A 16,096-nucleotide genomic window follows, 5' to 3' on the forward strand; every position below is an offset into this window, starting at 1 on the left:
CGCCCCTTCTTCGTTTCAAAAATACTTCGGGAGGGTCCGGGAGGGCTGGCCCTCCCGGTTCCCCACCCGCACAAGGGGCGCGGCATGAGCTTCGACCGCGCCCACCTCGCCACCCTGATCGCCGACCACGGCCCCGTGGTGCGCGTCGTCGTGGCGCAGGTGGCAGGCTCCGCCCCGCGCGAGGTCGGCGCTTCCGTCACCGTCTGGCCGGACGGGCAGGACGGCACCATCGGCGGTGGCACGCTGGAATACGAAGCGGTGGCCACCGCCCGCGCCATGCTCACCCAAGGCCGCGACATCGCCACCCGCACCGTCGCCCTCGGCCCCGATATGGGCCAATGCTGCGGCGGCCGCGTGCGCCTGCTCTGGGAACGGTTCACCGAGACATCGCTGCCCGAAGGCGACACCTTCTGCCGCCCGATCACGGGCGCCCCCGCCACGCTGAAAGTCCAGCAAATTCAATTCCGTGCCCGCAATCAGGGCGACGCCCCTGCCCCGGCCCTCGTCGACGGCTGGATGATCGAACCGATCACCACCACGCCCGCCCCTGTCTGGATCTGGGGCGCGGGCCACGTGGGTCGTGCGCTTGTCGCCACCCTGACCGCGCTGCCCGGTCTCGCGATCACCTGGGTGGATACCGGCCCCGACCGTTTCCCCGGCACGATACCCGAGGGCGTCACCGCCCTCCCCGCCCCGAACATCGCCGAGGCGACCCGCTTTGCGCCGACGAACGCGCATCACATCGTGATGACCTACAGCCACGCGCTCGATCAGGCGATCTGCGACGGTCTGCTCACCCGCGGTTTCGCCAGCGCGGGCCTCATCGGCTCGGACACCAAATGGGCGCGCTTTCGCAAACGCTTGCAGCAATCGGGCCACCCGTTTGCCGAAATTGACCGCATTCGCTGCCCCATCGGGGACAAGGTGCTCGGCAAACACCCCGCCGCGATTGCGCTCGGCGTGGCCGCCGATATCGTGAGGGACGTCGCGCGCGCAGGGGATGGCGCGCTGGGGGACAAGGGGACAGGGAATGACAGACGCCTATCTGGCGATTGACGGGCTGACCAAGGCCTATCCGGGCGTAGTCGCCAACAACGACGTGTCGTTTTCCATCGCCCCCGGACAGGTCCATGCGCTTCTGGGCGAAAACGGCGCGGGCAAGTCCACGCTGGTCAAGATGATCTACGGCCTCGTCAAACCCGACAGCGGCCAGATGAAGGTGAACGGCACCCCGTTCGAACCCGCGAACCCCCATGCCGCCCGCGCCGCCGGGGTCGCGATGGTGTTCCAGCACTTTTCCCTCTTCGACGCGCTCGACGTGGCCGAAAACATCGCACTCGGCATGGACAATCCGCCGCCCATGCGTGAACTCGCCAAGAAGATCACCGACGTGTCCGAGGCCTACGGCCTGCCGCTCGACCCCACGCGCCGGGTCGGAAACCTGTCGGCAGGCGAACGTCAACGCGTTGAAATCATTCGCTGCCTTCTGCAAAACCCTAAGCTCCTCATCATGGATGAGCCGACCTCGGTCCTGACCCCGCAGGAGGTCGAGATCCTGTTCAAGACCTTGAACAAGCTCTCGGCGGAAGGCACCGCGATCCTCTACATCTCCCACAAGCTCGAAGAAATCCGCGCGCTCTGCGACCACGCCACGGTGCTGCGGCTCGGCAAGGTGGTGGGCGAGTGCAATCCGCGCGAGAAATCCGCCCGCGAACTGGCCGAGATGATGGTGGGCCAGACTCTCCACACACCCTCGCGTGACTATGCCGAACCGGGCGAGGTGCTGCTCAAGGTCGAGAACCTCACCCTCGCCCCCGCCGACGAATTCGGCACCCGCCTGCGCGACATCTCGTTCGAGTTGAAGGCGGGCGAAGTCCTCGGCATCGCGGGAGTCGCGGGCAACGGGCAGGACGAGTTGCTCGCCGCCCTCTCGGGCGAGCGGACCACCGCGCCGAAGACCATCACGCTCGAAGGCGCCCCGGTCGGCCGCATGGGCCCCAACGCCCGCCGCGCCGTGGGCCTGCTCGCCGCACCAGAGGAACGGCTGGGACACGCCGCCGCGCCCGAAATGAGCCTGACGGAAAACGCGCTGCTCACCGGCGACATCCGCGAAAAACTCACTCAGAACGGTTTCGTGGCATGGGGCAAGGCCCGTGACTTCGCCGCCAGCGTCATCAAGGCCTTCGACGTGCGCACGCCGGGGACGGAAACCGCCGCAGGTGCCCTCTCCGGCGGAAATCTCCAGAAATTCGTGATCGGGCGCGAGATCCTGCAACGGCCCACCGTGCTCGTCGTGAACCAGCCCACATGGGGCGTCGATGCCGCCGCCGCCGCCGCGATCCGGCAGGCGATCCTCGACCTCGCCGCGCAAGGTGCGGGCGTCATCTGCATCTCTCAAGATCTCGACGAGCTGATGGAAGTCTCCGACCGCATCACCGCGATCACCGAAGGCCGCCTCGCCCCCCCGCGACCCGCGAAAGGCATCACCATCGACGCCATCGGCCTGATGATGGGCGGCGCGCATGACATGGAAGAAGCCCACCCCGAGGAGGCCCACGCATGAGCCTGATCCGCCTCGAAAAACGCCCCGCCCCCTCACGGCTCTTCTCCGCCTTGACCCCGCTCATGGCGGTGGTGGCGACGATGATCGCGGGCGGCATCATGTTCGCCATTCTGGGCGCGAACCCGCTGGAGGCGATCCGTACGATCTTCTGGGATCCGCTGTTCGATCCGCAGTTCGGCCCCTATTCCCGGCCCCAGCTTCTGGTGAAGGCAGGCCCCCTGATCCTGATCGCCACCGGCCTCGCGCTGGGGTTTCGGGCGGGCATCTGGAACATCGGCGCGGAAGGGCAATACATCATGGGCGCGGTGGTCGGCGCGGGCGCGGGCCTCGCGCTCTACCCGTCCGAAAGCCCCCTGCTGTTCCCCCTGATGGTGCTCGCCGGCGCCCTCGGCGGCTGGGCCTGGGCGATGATCCCGGCCATCCTGAAAACCCGCTTCGGCACGAACGAGATCCTCGTCTCGCTGATGCTGGTCTATGTCGCAGAAAACATCCTCGCCTCCGTCTCCTCCGGCCTCCTCAGAAACCCCGACGGCATGGGCTTTCCCGGCTCGCGCAACTTCAGACGAGACTTCCCGGCCGCCTCCAACACCGAAATCATCGAGAACACGGGGATGCACTGGGGCGTCGTCGCCGCCTTCATCGCGGTGATCCTCGCCTATGTCCTCATGTCGCGCCACAAAATGGGCTTCGCGATCCGGCTCGCCGGCGAAGCCCCCCGCGCGGCACGGTTCGCGGGCGTCTCGCCCACCCGGCTCATCATCTTCTGCCTCGGCACCGCAGGCGCGCTCGCGGGTCTCGCGGGCCTGTTCGAGGTCACCGGCCCCGCCGGTCAGATCTCGATCGACTTCAACTCGGGCTACGGCTTTACCGCGATCATCGTCGCCTTCCTTGGCCGCCTGAACCCCATCGGCATCCTGCTCGCGGGGCTTCTCATGGCGCTCACCTATATCGGCGGCGAACTGGCCCAGCTCATGCTCGGCATGCCCGCCGCCGCGATCCAGCTCTTCCAAGGGATGCTCCTATTCTTCCTGCTCGCGATGGACGTCTTCGCCAACTACCGCATCCGCATCGGCACGCCGGAGGTCGCGAAATGAGGGTGTTTCCGGTCTCGAAATATCCCGGGGTCCGGGGCAGCGCCCCGGAATCCGCCGCGCCCAAAGGCGCGGCTCCCACAGCGCGGGCGCAAGCCCGCACCGCTTGCTAGGAGGCGCATATGGATTTCGGCTCGATCAACCCGATCCTTCTCATCGCCTCTCTCATGGTGGCCTCGACCCCGATCCTGCTCGCCGCTCTTGGCGAAATGGTCGTCGAAAAGGCGGGCGTCCTGAACCTGGGCGTCGAGGGCATGATGATTACCGGCGCGGTCGTGGGCTTCGCCATCGGCGTCAACACCGGCTCCAGCTGGGCGGGCTTCGCGACCGCCGCGGTCGCGGGCGCGGCGCTGTCGATGATCTTCGCGGTCATCACGCAGGTTCTTCTGTCCAATCAGGTCGCGACCGGCCTCGGCCTGACCCTCTTCGGCCTAGGTCTGTCATCGCTCATCGGCAAACCCTATGTCGGGATCAAGGCGCCGGGCTTCTCCAAGCTCGACATTCCGATCCTGTCCGACATTCCGGTTCTGGGCCCGATCCTCTTTCGCCACGACCCGATGGTCTACGTCTCGCTCTTCCTCGTCGCCGCCGTCTGGTATCTGCTCACCTACACCCGCGCGGGCCTCGTCCTGCGCGCGGTGGGCGAGAACCACTCCGCCGCGCACGCCCTCGGCTACAAGGTCATCCGCGTGCGTTTCATGGCCATCGCCTTCGGCGGTGCCATGGCGGGCCTCGGCGGCGCTTACGTCAGCCTCGTGCGCGTCCCTCAGTGGGTCGAGGGCATGACCTCGGGCGCAGGCTGGATCGCGCTCGCCATCGTCGTCTTCGCCTCGTGGCGGCCTTGGCGCATTCTGCTCGGCGCCTATTTGTTCGGCGGCATCACCGTGCTACAGCTCAATTTGCAGGCAGCCGGTTCGACCATTCCCGTCGAGTACCTGTCGATGAGCCCCTACCTTGTGACCATTCTCGTGCTGGTCATAATCTCCGTCCGGGGCAATCACGGGGCTCCGGGCTCACTCGGTCGGGTGTTCCATGCGTCGCATTGACGGCCCCGGCGAAGGCGAGGCCCAACGGTCTGAGGGATGAGTGTCACGCACCGAGATCTTGGAAATTCTGGACGGGACGCATGCGCGGATCGGGCGGCGGGTCGCGCTTGCGATGGACCTGCTCGTGGTTCTGTCGGCCATCGCCATAGCGGTCGAAACCCTGCCGGGGCTCGCACCGGGCACGCGCAGGCTGCTCATCTCGTTCGAGGTGTTCATCGTCCTCATCTTCGCGGCCGAGTATTTCCTGCGCCTTTACGCCGCCACCAGACCTTCGCGCTACGTGTTCAGCTTCTGGGGTGTCATCGACCTTCTGGCATGGCTTCCGGCCCTTCTGATGTTCATCCCCGCGTTTCAGGCGATCCGCGTGTTGCGGCTCATCCGGCTTCTGCGGCTCATCAAGCTGTTCAACACGGCCCCTGCGCTGAACCGTCTGCTTCGCGCCTTCAGTCAGGTGAAATCCGAACTCGTCGTCTGGGGCGTCGTCTCGACCCTTCTGCTCTACATCTCGGCGGTCGGCATCTACGTGTTCGAAAACCCGGTCCAGCCCGAGGTTTTTTCGTCGATCCCGGCCGCCCTCTGGTGGTCCGTGGTCAGCTTCACCACCGTGGGCTACGGCGATATGTTCCCCATCACGGGGGGTGGCCGGATCATGACCACCATAATGCTCTTCATCGGCCTCGGGATCTTCGCGGTCCCGGCGGCCATCGTAACGACCGCGCTGCTCGAGGCGGAAACCAAGCTCGACCCGCGCGATCCGGACCCGAACCAACAGGAATCCAACAAGGGAGACTGACATGAAAACTGTCACCAAACTACTCGCCGGAGCCGCGCTCGCGGTCGGACTGGCGGGCATGGCACAAGCCGAAAGCCATGGCGAACCGGTCAAGGCCGGCTTCATCTACGTCGGCCCCGTCGGCGACGGCGGCTGGACCTACGAACACGATCAGGGCCGCCTCGCGGTCGAGGAAGAGTTCGGCGACATGGTCGAAACCGTGTATCAGGAAAATGTGCCGGAAGGGGCCGACGCTGAACGCGCGATCACCCAGATGGCGCTCTCGGGCGCCGACATCATCTTCACCACCTCCTTCGGCTACATGGACCCGACCATCGCGGTGGCCGAGAAGTTCCCGGATGTGAAGTTCGAACATGCCACCGGCTACAAGACCGCCGACAACGTGTCGGTCTACTCGGCCCGCTTCTACGAAGGCCGCGCGGTTCAGGGACACATCGCGGGCAACCTGACCGAGTCGAATATCATCGGCTACATCGGTTCCTTCCCGATCCCGGAAGTCATCCGTGGCATCAACTCGGCCTACATCCACGCCAAGAAGGTGAACCCGGATGTCCAGTTCAAGATCGTCTGGGCCTACACCTGGTTCGACCCGGCGAAAGAGGCCGACGCCGCCAAGGCGCTGATCGAACAGGGCGCCGACGTGATCCTTCAGCACACCGACTCGACGGCCCCGCAGGCCGCCGCGCAGGAGGCGGGCAACGTCTACACCTTCGGTCAGGCCTCGGACATGTCCGAATACGCCCCGATGCCGCGCGTCTCTTCGATCATCGACAACTGGGCGCCCTATTACATCGAGCGCGTGAAGGCGGTCATGGACGGCACGTGGGAATCGACGAACACCTGGGACGGGATCGGACCGGGCATGGTCGGCATCGGTGAAATCACCGATGCGGTTCCGGCCGAGGTGAAAGCCGAAGCCGAAGCCTTGCGCGACGCCATCGGCGCTGGCGAATACCACCCGTTCACCGGCCCGCTCAACAAGCAGGACGGTTCGGCATGGCTGGGCGAGGGCGAAACCGCCGATGACGGCACGCTCGCGGGCATGAACTTCTACGTCGAAGGCATCGAAGGCGAAATCCCGAACTGATCCGGACGACAGTCCGACCGGAAAGGCCCTGCTTCGGCGGGGCCTTTTCTTTTGCGATGCGGGGTCCCTTCTGCGGCAGGCGGTCGCAGGTCCGACGGAACACATTCGCCTAGCCGTATATGTCTCAGATCGAACGCATAGGAGACAGACATGACAACGCTTCGCACCACACTTCTCACCACCGCGATCGCAACCGCGCTCGCCCTCCCCGCCCTTGCGGATGCCCGCGGTCAGGGCTTCCTCGACCAATGGGATGCGAACGGCGACGGTCGCGTCACGCTGGCCGAGGCGGTCCAGCACCGTGCCGAGACCTTCGCGACCTTCGACGCGGATGAAAGCGGCACGCTCGACACGGGCGAACTGGCTGCGATGGACACCGCCAGCGACGGGATGCGCCGGACGATGCAGGCCGGGCAGCACGCCGAAAGCCGTCAGGGGATGGGTCCGCGCATGGGCCAGCATGACGGCATGGGTCAGCGTCAGGGCAAGATGATGGGCCAGCATGGCGGTCAGGGCCGGATGGGTCACGGCCAGCAACCGCAGGATCACGCCGCCATGGACGCGGACGGCGACGGCCTCTTGTCGCTCGCCGAATTCACCGACGCCACCGCCGACTGGTTCCAGCGCCGCGACCGCTCCGGCGACGGCGCGATCACCGCCGACGACTTCGGCCCGCGCTTCTGACCCTCGCGTCCCTGTCAGAGCACCGGCCCGGCCCCGCAGGGAAACCTGCGGGGCCTTTTCATTGGCAACCCGCCATGTCAGCGTCGCGCCATGGACGACTTTCTCATCATCGGCGGCGGTGTCGCCGGCCTCACCGCAGGCGCGCACCTCGCCGCGCACGGCACCGTCACCCTGCTCGAAGCCGAGGATGTGCTTGGCTACCACGCTTCGTCGCGCTCGGCGGCGATCTTCATCCCGACCTACGGCGCACCCTCGGTCAAGGCCCTGAGCCTCGCCTCGGCCCGCGACCTGCACGACACCGGCCTGACCAGCCCGCGCGGCGTCATGGCCGTCGGGCGCGCGGGGGAAGAGGAAAAGCTCGCCCATGTCGCCGCGGACCTGTCGCTCTCGCCGATCCCCGTCGCCGACGCCCTGTCCTTCGTGCCGATCCTCGACCCGGCGGTCATCACTTGCGCCGCCCACCGGGAAGAGGCTTGGGACATCGACACGGATGCGCTCCTGCAACTCTATGCCAAACGGGTGCGCGCGAACGGTCAGGTCGTGACCCGCGCCCCGGTGACGGCGATCAGCAGGGGCGACGGGTGGGAGGTCGAGGCGGGCGAGGTCACCTACCGCGCCCGCACACTGGTCAATGCCGCCGGACCTTGGGCCGACCGGGTCGCGGAACTGGCGGGCCTCGCCCCCATCGGGATCAGGCCGCTGCGCCGCTCCATGGCCCGCATCGACGTGCCCGGCGGCGCCGATGCCCGCGGCTGGCCGATGCTGATCGGCGCCAACGAGGATTGGTATGCCAAGCCCGACGCAGGCGCCCTGATCGTCTCGCCGTCCGAAGAGGATCCGAGCGACCCGATGGACGCATGGGCCGACGACATGGTGCTGGCCGAAGGGCTGATGCACTTCGAAGAGCATATCACGGGCGAGGTCACGCGAATGCTCGCCAACTGGGCCGGGCTGCGCACCTTCTCGCCCGACCGTCAGCTTGTGATCGGGGCCGATCCGGCGGCGCCCGATTTCTACTGGATGGCGGGGCAAGGCGGCTACGGCTTTCAAACCGCCCCGGCCGCCGGTCGCCTGCTCGCCGCGCTCGTCGCAGGCACCACGCCCGAGGTGCCGCCCGACATCGTCCGCGCTTGCGACCCCGCCCGCTTCCGCTGAACGCGCTTGCACGCGACGGGTTGGCGGGGAAATATCCGAATATGGATGGACCGACCCAGACCGGCGCGCCGCTGCGCACGGGCCCCCTCCGGCTCGCCCCGGTTGCTGGGGCCGAGCTGGAATGGTGGTTCGGTCAGGGCCATGTCGCGGGCGAAACCACCCGTCTGCGGTTCATGTTCGCGCTGTTTCGCGCCGAGATCGGCGGCACCGAAGGCTCGGTCGTCCTGACGCATGTGCTGGACGAGGTGACGGGGAAGACCCAAGCCCAGGCCCGCGTGACGCCCGGCATCCTCGCCATCGAAGACCGGATCGCCGCCGAGGTCGCGAAATCCTGTGTGCCCAACTGGGTGCCCGGCCTCATGCAACTCGCCCTCTGGCGACACCGCAAGGACAACGCGGCCCTCACGCTCCGCCACCCTGCGCTCACGGTCGATCCCAAGGGCGTCCGCTTCGGCACCGATCCCTTCGTGGCAAGCGGCGGCGGCCTCCTCCTCGCACATGATCCGATGCGGGGCCTCCTGCGCCTGACCTTGCCGACCGGCGGAGGGAGCGGCCTCGAGGCGCAGGTGCCGATGCCCGACGCGGTCATGCACGAGGATGCGGCGGGCCTCTCGGCGGGTCACGCCGCGGGCTTTCACTACCAATGCGCCCCCGCGCTCCCGCTTTCAGGCCGGATCGGGCATGAAAGCGTCACGGGAAGTCTGTGGTTCGACCGGCAATGGGGTGCGCTGGAGGGCTGGATGCTGGCCGATGCCCCGCGCGGCAAGGCGCTGTTGGGCTGGGACTGGTTCGCGCTTTCGCTGGGGCCCGACTGGCACCTGATGCTCAGCCGGCATCACGACCGCCCCACGGGCACGACCCGGGCCGCCTCGACCGTGCTCTTCGACCGGGGTCAGCCCATCGCCCTGCCGCAGGGCCACGATGCCGTTCCGGTCCGGTTCTGGCGCAGCCCGGCGACGGGGGCCGACTACCCGGTCCAGTGGTCGGTGCAGGTGCCCGATCTCGGCTTCGAGACCTTCGTGACGCCCCTGACCGACGATCAGGAAATCCCCCTGCCCGGAGGCCTGACGGTCTGGGAAGGCGCGGCCGGGTTCGAGGGCACGCTGGACGGCCACATGATCGAAGGGCCCGCGCGGCTGGAACTCGCCGGTTACGCCGCCGTCCTGTCGATCCGCGACCGATGGCGGCGGCGCTGACCGTCAGGCTTCGTGCTTGAGAAGCATCAGGATCGCGACGGCGGTGATGAGCAGGCCAAGCAGCGTCCAGAGGTCCGGCAGCCCGTGCCCGAAGGCCAGCTCCCACAGGATCACCCAGCCGGGGGTGAGATAGGTATAGGCCATGACCTTGGCACCGGGCAGGCGCATGGTCGCGAAGTTCAGAAGCACGAAGGTCATCGCCGACGCCCCGATCGCCAGATAGGCGAGCGCGACCCAGAAAATCGGCGGCATCGCCCCGAAATCGACGCTGACAAGGTCGCGCGCACTGTATCCGGCGAGCACGAGAAACCCGGCAGACAGCACCCAGAACGACGCGGCAATCGCGCTCTCCCCCCGACTGAGCTTGCGCATCAGCGGCACGTAGAGCGCATGGGAAATACAGCCGATGAAATAGATCACCTCGCCCCGCCCGATCTGGAACGCGGCCAGCCGCGCCGGGTCGCCCCGGAAAATGACCCAGAGCGCCCCCACCGCGCCCACGGTCAGGGCCAGCGCGATCCGGCGCGTGGTGACCTGCCGCAAGAGCAGCCACGAAAACGCCGCCGTCATCACGGGCACCAGCGTGAACACCGCCGAGGCCGACACCGGCATCGCCGTCCTGAGCCCCTCGAACATCAGCGCGAAATAGCTGCCGAACACGGCGCCCAGCACCAGCCAGCGCCACGGCGCCCGTGCATCGCGCAGCCGGATCGCTCCGGTCGCAACCCCGATCACGCCAAGGATCACCGCCGCGATCGCGAAGCGCAGCGCCATATAGGCCACCGGGTCGATCAGGTTCGCCGTAAGCGAGCCAAGCGTGAACGACCCGCCCACCAGCATCGAAAAGGCAAGCATGGCCCCATGGCCCTTTACCGCCTCGGCCCCGCCGAACCGCTCGCTCATTCGCAATCCTTGAGACTGGCCTTGAGATGCTGGGTCAGCGCCTGAACCTTGGCCGTGCGGTGCAGGTCCACATGGGTGACGAGCCACAGCTTCGCCGACCATTCGTCGCGCGGTGGCAAGACCTGCACAAGGTCCGGCCCGGCCTCGGCCACGGGCGAGAACCCCAGGCCGACGCCCGCGCGCAGGGCTTCGTAAAGCGACAGATCGTCGATGGCCCGAAACACGACGCGGTCGCGTGGGATGTTGGCCGACATCCATCGCAGCCCCGGTGCGCGGGTCTGTTCATCATCGGCACCCACGAAATCATGGGTGACGAGGTCCGCCTCGGTCGGCATCCCCCGCCGTTCGACATAGGACGGCGCGGCATAAAGCGCGGTTTTCAGCGTCGCCAGTTCCTGCACCACATTGTCGAGTTCCTTGGGCGGGCTGCCCGCCCGGATCGCCACATGCGCCTCGCCGTATTCCAGACGGAAGATCCGGGGGCCGGTGCGATAGACCAGCGTCACGCTCGGATGCTCGGCCTGAAACTCGGCCAGAACCGGCATCAGCCGCCGGGTGAACGAGGCGAGCGTGGTCACCACCAGCTCGCCCTGCACCGCGCTGCCTTGCCCCGACAGCCGCGCCGAAAGCTGGGCGAACTGATCGTCCGTGGCCTGCGCGACCCGCGCCAGATCCTCGCCCGCCTCGGTCGGCGTGTAGCCCCGTGCGTGCCGCTGAAACAGCTTCACCCCCAACCGCGCCTCGAGCGCGTCGATGTGGCGGATCACCGTCGCATGGTGGACGCCCAGCGCCTGCGCGGCACCCGAGACCGTCCCGTGCCGCACGACTTCGAAGGCGGTGCGCAGCCCGTCCCAATCCTGCATGTCGCCTCCTGTGCGCATGTGAACACTTGTGGCAGAAGGAAGCACGGGATGTGGAGAGAGGCAAGGTCGGGTTTTCGCGGCGGTCCATTGCCCGACCCATCACGACCCACCGAGGACGTCGCCCTTTCCCCCTTCGCGCCAAGGCGGTAGCTTTCGCATGTCAGCCGCGCAGAGCCCATGAAAGTCATCACCCACACCCCGGACCTCCTGATCGTCGAAGACCGGCCCGTGTTCATCGCGATCATGCTGATCGTCTTTACGCTGGTCTTTCTCGGTGCGGGTCTGGGTATCCTCGCTGCGGGCGAATGGTGGGGGCTGATCTTCGCGGGCCTGGGCGGCGGCATGGGGCTGCTCTTCTTCGCGATTTTCGTGCGGCGGGTTCAGGTGGTGTTCCACCGCCCGGACCGCTACGTCGAGTTTCGCCGCAAGAACGTCTTTCGCGCACTCAAAGTCCGCCACGACCTGCGCGATGTCTCCCGCGCCATCGTGGAGCGCAATCGGTCGTCCGAGGGTGGCACGACCTACCGCGTGACGCTTGTGTTCGACACCGGTGAAAGCGCAGGCCTTCACCCGATCACCTTCGCCTATTCCTCGGGCTCGGGCCACGCAAATGCGGCCCGCGCGATCAACGAGTGGCTGGGGGCACAGTGAAAGTCACCACCGACACCCCTGATCTGCTCGTCCTCGACGACCGGCCGCTGGTCTTCGCGATCATGCTGATCCTGTTCATCCTCGCTTTCGTCGCCGTCGGCTTTTTCCTCGTCTCCGAAGGAATCTGGGCGGGGCTGATCTTCGGTGGCTTCGGCGGCGGGCTCGGCCTGATCGGATACGCGCTGTTCGTGCGGCGGGTTCAGGTGGTGTTCCACCGCCCCGAGGGCTGGATCGAACTGCGCCGCAAATCCGTCTTTTCGACGGAAACGGTGCGCCACGGCCTGTCCGAGGTGTCACACGCCGAACTCGACATTCTGCGCGGTGCCGGCACGTCGAACACGTGGCGCGTGGTTCTCGTGATCCCCGAGGGCGAAAGCGCGGGACACCACCCGATCACCCTTGCCTATTCCAACGGACCCGGGCACCAGCGGTGCAAGGACGCGATCAACGCTTGGCTGGGGGTGGAATGAGAATTGCGGTGAACCGACCGGACCGGCTGGTGATCGAACACCGCCCGCGCAGCCTGATGCTGATGCTCGCGGCCCTCGCGGGCGCGGCGCTTGCGGTCGGGGTGGATCTTGCATGGCACGGGTCGCTCTGGGCGGCGGTGCCCCTTGCGCTCGCCCTCGTCCTCGCACTTCTCGTCCATTACGATTTCCCCGCCCACACCACGGTGACGCTGGACCGGACCACGGGCATGGCCGACATCCTCTGGTGCGACGACGCGGGTCTCTCGCGCCGGACCCTGCCTCTGCACGGGGTCGAGCGGGCGGTGGTCGACACCATCCGCTCCCACGACGGTCCCGCGATCCGGCGCACGGCGCTGGTCGTGGGCGACCGGCACCACCAACTCACCCGTGCCTTCCTGTCCGGCCCGACACCGGACCGCGTCGCGCGGGCGATCAACGACTGGCTGGCCCGATGAAAGTGACCGAGAACACCCCCGATCTGCTCATCGCCGAATACCGGCCCGTGTGGATGAGCCTTGGCCTCATCGCCTTCATCCTCGGGTTCCTCGTCTTCGGCAGCGCGATCCTGTCGGAAGGCGATACGCTCAAGGGGGTCACCGTGATCCTGCTGGGCGTGGTCTGTGGCGGCATCGGCTTCGGCGCCTTCGTGCGTCGCGCACAGGCCGTGTTCCACCGCCCCGAAGGCTGGGTCGAATTGCGCAACAAGTCCATCTTCGGCACCAAGCGCGTGCGCCATGATCTGACGGAGGTGTCCCGCGCCATCGTCGAAGAGCTGTCCGACACCGCCCGCGTCACGCTCGTCATCGACGAAGGACAGTCGGCGGGTCGTCACCCGATCAGCCAGATCTATTCCTCGGGCGACAAGCAGGCCGTCGCGGAGACGATCAACGACTGGCTCGGTGTGCGCTAGTCGCCCTTCGGACCGAACCGCCGGACCGGGTGATCGTCGCGCCCGCCCGCTGCGTCCCATTCGGCCTCGAGCGCCGCACGCTCGGCATCCATCAACGCCACCACATCGGAAATCCGGTCACCGCCGTGGCGCATGTGGTCCATGAACCGGTGCGAATGGAGGATCGTGGGGCGCGCATCCAACGGCTCCCACGCGTCGAGCAGGGTCACGCGGCGCAGGTTGAACTCGGGCGGCAGAACATAGAACCGCAGGTCCGATTCCCACAGCAGGTCTTTCAGCACCGGCTGGTCGCGATAGGTGCCCGCCGCCACGTAGCGCCGCACCCACTCGGCCAGAAAGGCGCGCATCGCCTTGGACCGGCGATAGAGCATCACGCCGGAGTTGAGCTGCGGAAAGGCATAGGGGGTCGTCACCGAATGCCCGGCGCGGATCAGGTCTGAGGTGCGCCGCACGTCATGCGCCAGCGCCAGATCGAAACGGTCCAAAATTTCCCACAGATCGCCCAGCGGGTTCACCACCAGCGTGTCGCAGTCCAGAAACAGCGTGCGGTCGAACCGGGTCAGGACCATGCAGTCGAGTTTCGAGCGGTCGTGGGGATCCGCGATCAGGTGCACGGCGTCGAACAGCCCCTCCGGCACCGCCTCGGGCGCATCGGTGAACAGGTCCACCGCCAGATCGGGTTCGACCACACGCAGGGATCGCGCGGAGGCGACCGCAAGATCGCGGTAGTCGGCCCCCGTGGCCACGTAGATGACGCCCCTGTCCATGCCCGGATGAGCGCATGAGGCTCGTGCCAGCGCAAGCCCAAAGGGCCGTCTGGTTTCGGGCCGAGCCTGCGCCCGGCCCGACCCGCTGGAGGGGCCAGCCCCTCCAGACCTCCCCGAGGTTTTTGAAAACAGAGAAGGGGACGCAGGTGCGCAGGTCGGGTATGCCACCCGGTCGTGCGATGGGGACGCGGACTTGACTCGGGGCAAAGAGGCGCTTATTGCCCGCATCAACTCCCGGAAGTCGAAAGCTTCCGGTCCCATGGCTTATGCCGGGATCGCCCTCCGTCAGCGCGTTGCGCCCACGGGGGCGCTACTGGTTTGAGTTCGAGCGCACCCGCCCCTATCTGGGGAGCAAACGGAATACGGCGAAAGGAGCCGCAATGTTTGAGAGCCTTTCAGATCGCCTGTCCGGTGTCTTCGACCGGCTGACGAAACAGGGTGCGCTGTCGGAAGATGACGTCAAGACCGCCCTGCGCGAGGTGCGGGTCGCGCTGCTCGAAGCCGACGTCTCGCTCCCCGTGGCGCGCGACTTCGTCAAGGCGGTGCAGGACAAGGCCACCGGGCAGGCCGTGACAAAGTCGGTCACGCCGGGCCAGCAGGTCGTCAAGATCGTCCATGACGAACTGGTCGCCGTGCTCACGGGCGCGGAAGACCCCGGCAAGCTCAAGATCGACAACGCGCCCGCGCCGATCCTCATGGTCGGCCTTCAGGGTGGCGGCAAGACGACCACCACCGGCAAACTCGCCAAACGCCTCAAGGAGCGTGAGAACAAGCGCGTCCTCATGGCGTCGCTCGACGTCTACCGCCCGGCGGCCATGCACCAGCTTGAAGTGCTGGGGGGCCAGATCGGCGTCGACGTGCTGCCGATCGTCGAGGGGCAGAAGCCCGTCGACATCGCCAAGCGCGCCAAGCAGCAGGCCACGATGGGCGGCTATGACGTCTACCTGCTCGATACCGCCGGTCGTCTTCAGATCGACGAAGTCCTGATGCAGGAAGTCGAGGATGTGTCGAAAGCGGTGAACCCGCGTGAAACGCTCCTCGTCGTCGATGGTCTGACCGGTCAGGTCGCCGTGGAAGTCGCGGAAGAGTTCGACGCCAAGGTCGGCATCTCCGGCGTGGTCCTGACCCGGATGGACGGTGACGGGCGCGGCGGTGCGGCGCTGTCGATGCGCGCCGTGACCGGCAAGCCCATTCGCTTTGTCGGTGTGGGTGAGAAGCTGGACGCGCTCGAAACCTTCGAGCCGGACCGGATCGCGGGCCGCATCCTCGGCATGGGCGACATCGTGGCCCTCGTGGAAAAGGCGCAGGAAACCATCGAGGCCGAGCAGGCCGAAAAGATGATGCGCCGGATGGCCAAGGGTCAGTTCTCGATGAACGACCTGAAAAGCCAGTTCGAGCAGATGATAAAAATGGGCGGCATGGAAAACGTGATGGGGATGCTCCCCGGCATGGGCAAAGCCGCCAAGGGCCTGACCGCCGCGGGTCTCGACGACAAGATGCTGCGCCGTCACATCGCGCTCATCAACTCGATGACCAAGCATGAGCGCCGCAATCCCCAGATCCTTCAGGCCAGCCGCAAAAAGCGGATCGCTGCGGGCGCGGGGATGGAGGTCGCGGACCTTAACAAACTGCTCAAGATGCACCGCCAGATGGCCGACATGATGAAGAAGCTCGGCAAGATGGGCAAAGGCGGGATGCTGAAGAACGCGATGAAATCCATGTTCGGCAAGGATGTGGACCCGGCCGAGTTCCAAGATCCCAAGAAACTCGACGAAGCCGCCAAGATGCTCGCCCAGAAGGGCGCGGCGGGTGGTTTTCCCGGCATGGGGAACATGGGCGGCATGCAGATGCCGTCGGACCTGTCCGGTTTTGGAAAGAAGAAATGACCCAGTTCATTCAGCATATCGTGTTCGCGCT

17 protein-coding genes are annotated in these 16,096 nt (G+C 66.7%); 14 read left to right on the forward strand and 3 right to left on the reverse strand.

Features of this window, described 5'->3' with window-relative positions; genetic code table 11:
- Positions 1-84 precede the first annotated feature (84 nt).
- From xdhC to FCT00_RS02055, 9 genes are all read left to right on the forward strand, one after another.
- A complete protein-coding gene (gene xdhC, locus FCT00_RS02015; protein ID WP_138421644.1) occupies positions 85-1,056 on the forward strand; it encodes a xanthine dehydrogenase accessory protein XdhC in 972 nt (323 codons plus the stop codon).
- Positions 1,031-2,563, forward strand: a complete 1,533-nt coding sequence (locus tag FCT00_RS02020) for an ABC transporter ATP-binding protein (protein ID WP_138421645.1) — start codon at positions 1,031-1,033, stop codon at positions 2,561-2,563. Before xdhC ends, FCT00_RS02020 begins: the two co-directional genes overlap by 26 nt.
- 2 nt (positions 2,564-2,565) lie before the next feature.
- Complete coding sequence (locus FCT00_RS02025) at positions 2,566-3,657, forward strand: ABC transporter permease (protein WP_040885823.1); 1,092 nt, start codon at positions 2,566-2,568, stop codon at positions 3,655-3,657.
- A 119-nt stretch (positions 3,658-3,776) separates the two neighbouring features.
- Positions 3,777-4,700, forward strand: a complete 924-nt coding sequence (locus tag FCT00_RS02030; RefSeq protein WP_171042855.1) for an ABC transporter permease — start codon at positions 3,777-3,779, stop codon at positions 4,698-4,700.
- Positions 4,701-4,740: 40 nt separating this feature from the next.
- Complete coding sequence (locus FCT00_RS02035; RefSeq protein WP_138421646.1) at positions 4,741-5,493, forward strand: ion transporter; 753 nt, start codon at positions 4,741-4,743, stop codon at positions 5,491-5,493.
- A gap of 1 nt (position 5,494) precedes the next feature.
- Positions 5,495-6,580, forward strand: a complete 1,086-nt coding sequence (locus tag FCT00_RS02040) for a BMP family ABC transporter substrate-binding protein (RefSeq protein WP_008334445.1) — start codon at positions 5,495-5,497, stop codon at positions 6,578-6,580.
- A gap of 150 nt (positions 6,581-6,730) precedes the next feature.
- Positions 6,731-7,264 carry an EF-hand domain-containing protein gene (locus FCT00_RS02045; protein WP_138421647.1) on the forward strand — a complete coding sequence of 178 codons (534 nt, stop codon included), beginning with the start codon at positions 6,731-6,733 and terminating at the stop codon, positions 7,262-7,264.
- A 90-nt stretch (positions 7,265-7,354) separates the two neighbouring features.
- The gene (locus FCT00_RS02050) at positions 7,355-8,419 is read left to right on the forward strand and encodes an NAD(P)/FAD-dependent oxidoreductase (RefSeq protein ID WP_138421648.1); all 1,065 of its coding nucleotides are present in this window, start codon (positions 7,355-7,357) and stop codon (positions 8,417-8,419) included.
- Positions 8,420-8,460: 41 nt separating this feature from the next.
- Positions 8,461-9,615, forward strand: coding sequence for a lipocalin family protein (locus tag FCT00_RS02055; protein WP_138421649.1), 1,155 nt, complete (start codon positions 8,461-8,463; stop codon positions 9,613-9,615).
- Between the two features lie 3 nt (positions 9,616-9,618).
- Here FCT00_RS02055 and FCT00_RS02060 read toward each other — a convergent pair whose 3' ends face one another.
- The gene (locus FCT00_RS02060; protein WP_138421650.1) at positions 9,619-10,518 is read right to left on the reverse strand and encodes a DMT family transporter; all 900 of its coding nucleotides are present in this window, start codon (positions 10,516-10,518) and stop codon (positions 9,619-9,621) included.
- On the reverse strand, positions 10,515-11,381 hold the full coding sequence (locus FCT00_RS02065) for a LysR family transcriptional regulator (RefSeq protein WP_138421651.1): 867 nt from the start codon (positions 11,379-11,381) through the stop codon (positions 10,515-10,517). Before FCT00_RS02065 ends, FCT00_RS02060 begins: the two co-directional genes overlap by 4 nt.
- A 177-nt stretch (positions 11,382-11,558) precedes the next feature.
- On the opposite strand from FCT00_RS02065, the gene FCT00_RS02070 reads away from it, so the two are divergent.
- Genes FCT00_RS02070 through FCT00_RS02085 form a run of 4 tightly spaced genes read left to right on the forward strand, consistent with a single transcriptional unit; the run spans position 11,559 to position 13,412 of the window.
- A complete protein-coding gene (locus tag FCT00_RS02070; RefSeq protein WP_138421652.1) occupies positions 11,559-12,032 on the forward strand; it encodes a hypothetical protein in 474 nt (157 codons plus the stop codon).
- Complete coding sequence (locus FCT00_RS02075; protein ID WP_235888923.1) at positions 12,029-12,502, forward strand: hypothetical protein; 474 nt, start codon at positions 12,029-12,031, stop codon at positions 12,500-12,502. The genes FCT00_RS02070 and FCT00_RS02075 overlap by 4 nt, the downstream gene beginning before the upstream one ends.
- Positions 12,499-12,957 carry a hypothetical protein gene (locus FCT00_RS02080; RefSeq protein ID WP_138421654.1) on the forward strand — a complete coding sequence of 153 codons (459 nt, stop codon included), beginning with the start codon at positions 12,499-12,501 and terminating at the stop codon, positions 12,955-12,957. Before FCT00_RS02075 ends, FCT00_RS02080 begins: the two co-directional genes overlap by 4 nt.
- Complete coding sequence (locus FCT00_RS02085) at positions 12,954-13,412, forward strand: hypothetical protein (protein ID WP_138421655.1); 459 nt, start codon at positions 12,954-12,956, stop codon at positions 13,410-13,412. The genes FCT00_RS02080 and FCT00_RS02085 overlap by 4 nt, the downstream gene beginning before the upstream one ends.
- Here FCT00_RS02085 and FCT00_RS02090 read toward each other — a convergent pair.
- Positions 13,409-14,179, reverse strand: coding sequence for a putative nucleotide-diphospho-sugar transferase (locus FCT00_RS02090; RefSeq protein WP_138421656.1), 771 nt, complete (start codon positions 14,177-14,179; stop codon positions 13,409-13,411). The two genes, FCT00_RS02085 and FCT00_RS02090, sit on opposite strands and share 4 nt — an antisense overlap.
- A 380-nt stretch (positions 14,180-14,559) precedes the next feature.
- On the opposite strand from FCT00_RS02090, the gene ffh reads away from it, so the two are divergent.
- Positions 14,560-16,065, forward strand: coding sequence for a signal recognition particle protein (ffh, locus tag FCT00_RS02095; RefSeq protein ID WP_138421657.1), 1,506 nt, complete (start codon positions 14,560-14,562; stop codon positions 16,063-16,065).
- Positions 16,066-16,096 lie beyond the last annotated feature (31 nt).

The sequence above is a fragment of the Maritimibacter alexandrii genome, assembly GCF_005871115.1.
GTDB classification, from domain to species: domain Bacteria; phylum Pseudomonadota; class Alphaproteobacteria; order Rhodobacterales; family Rhodobacteraceae; genus Maritimibacter; species Maritimibacter alkaliphilus.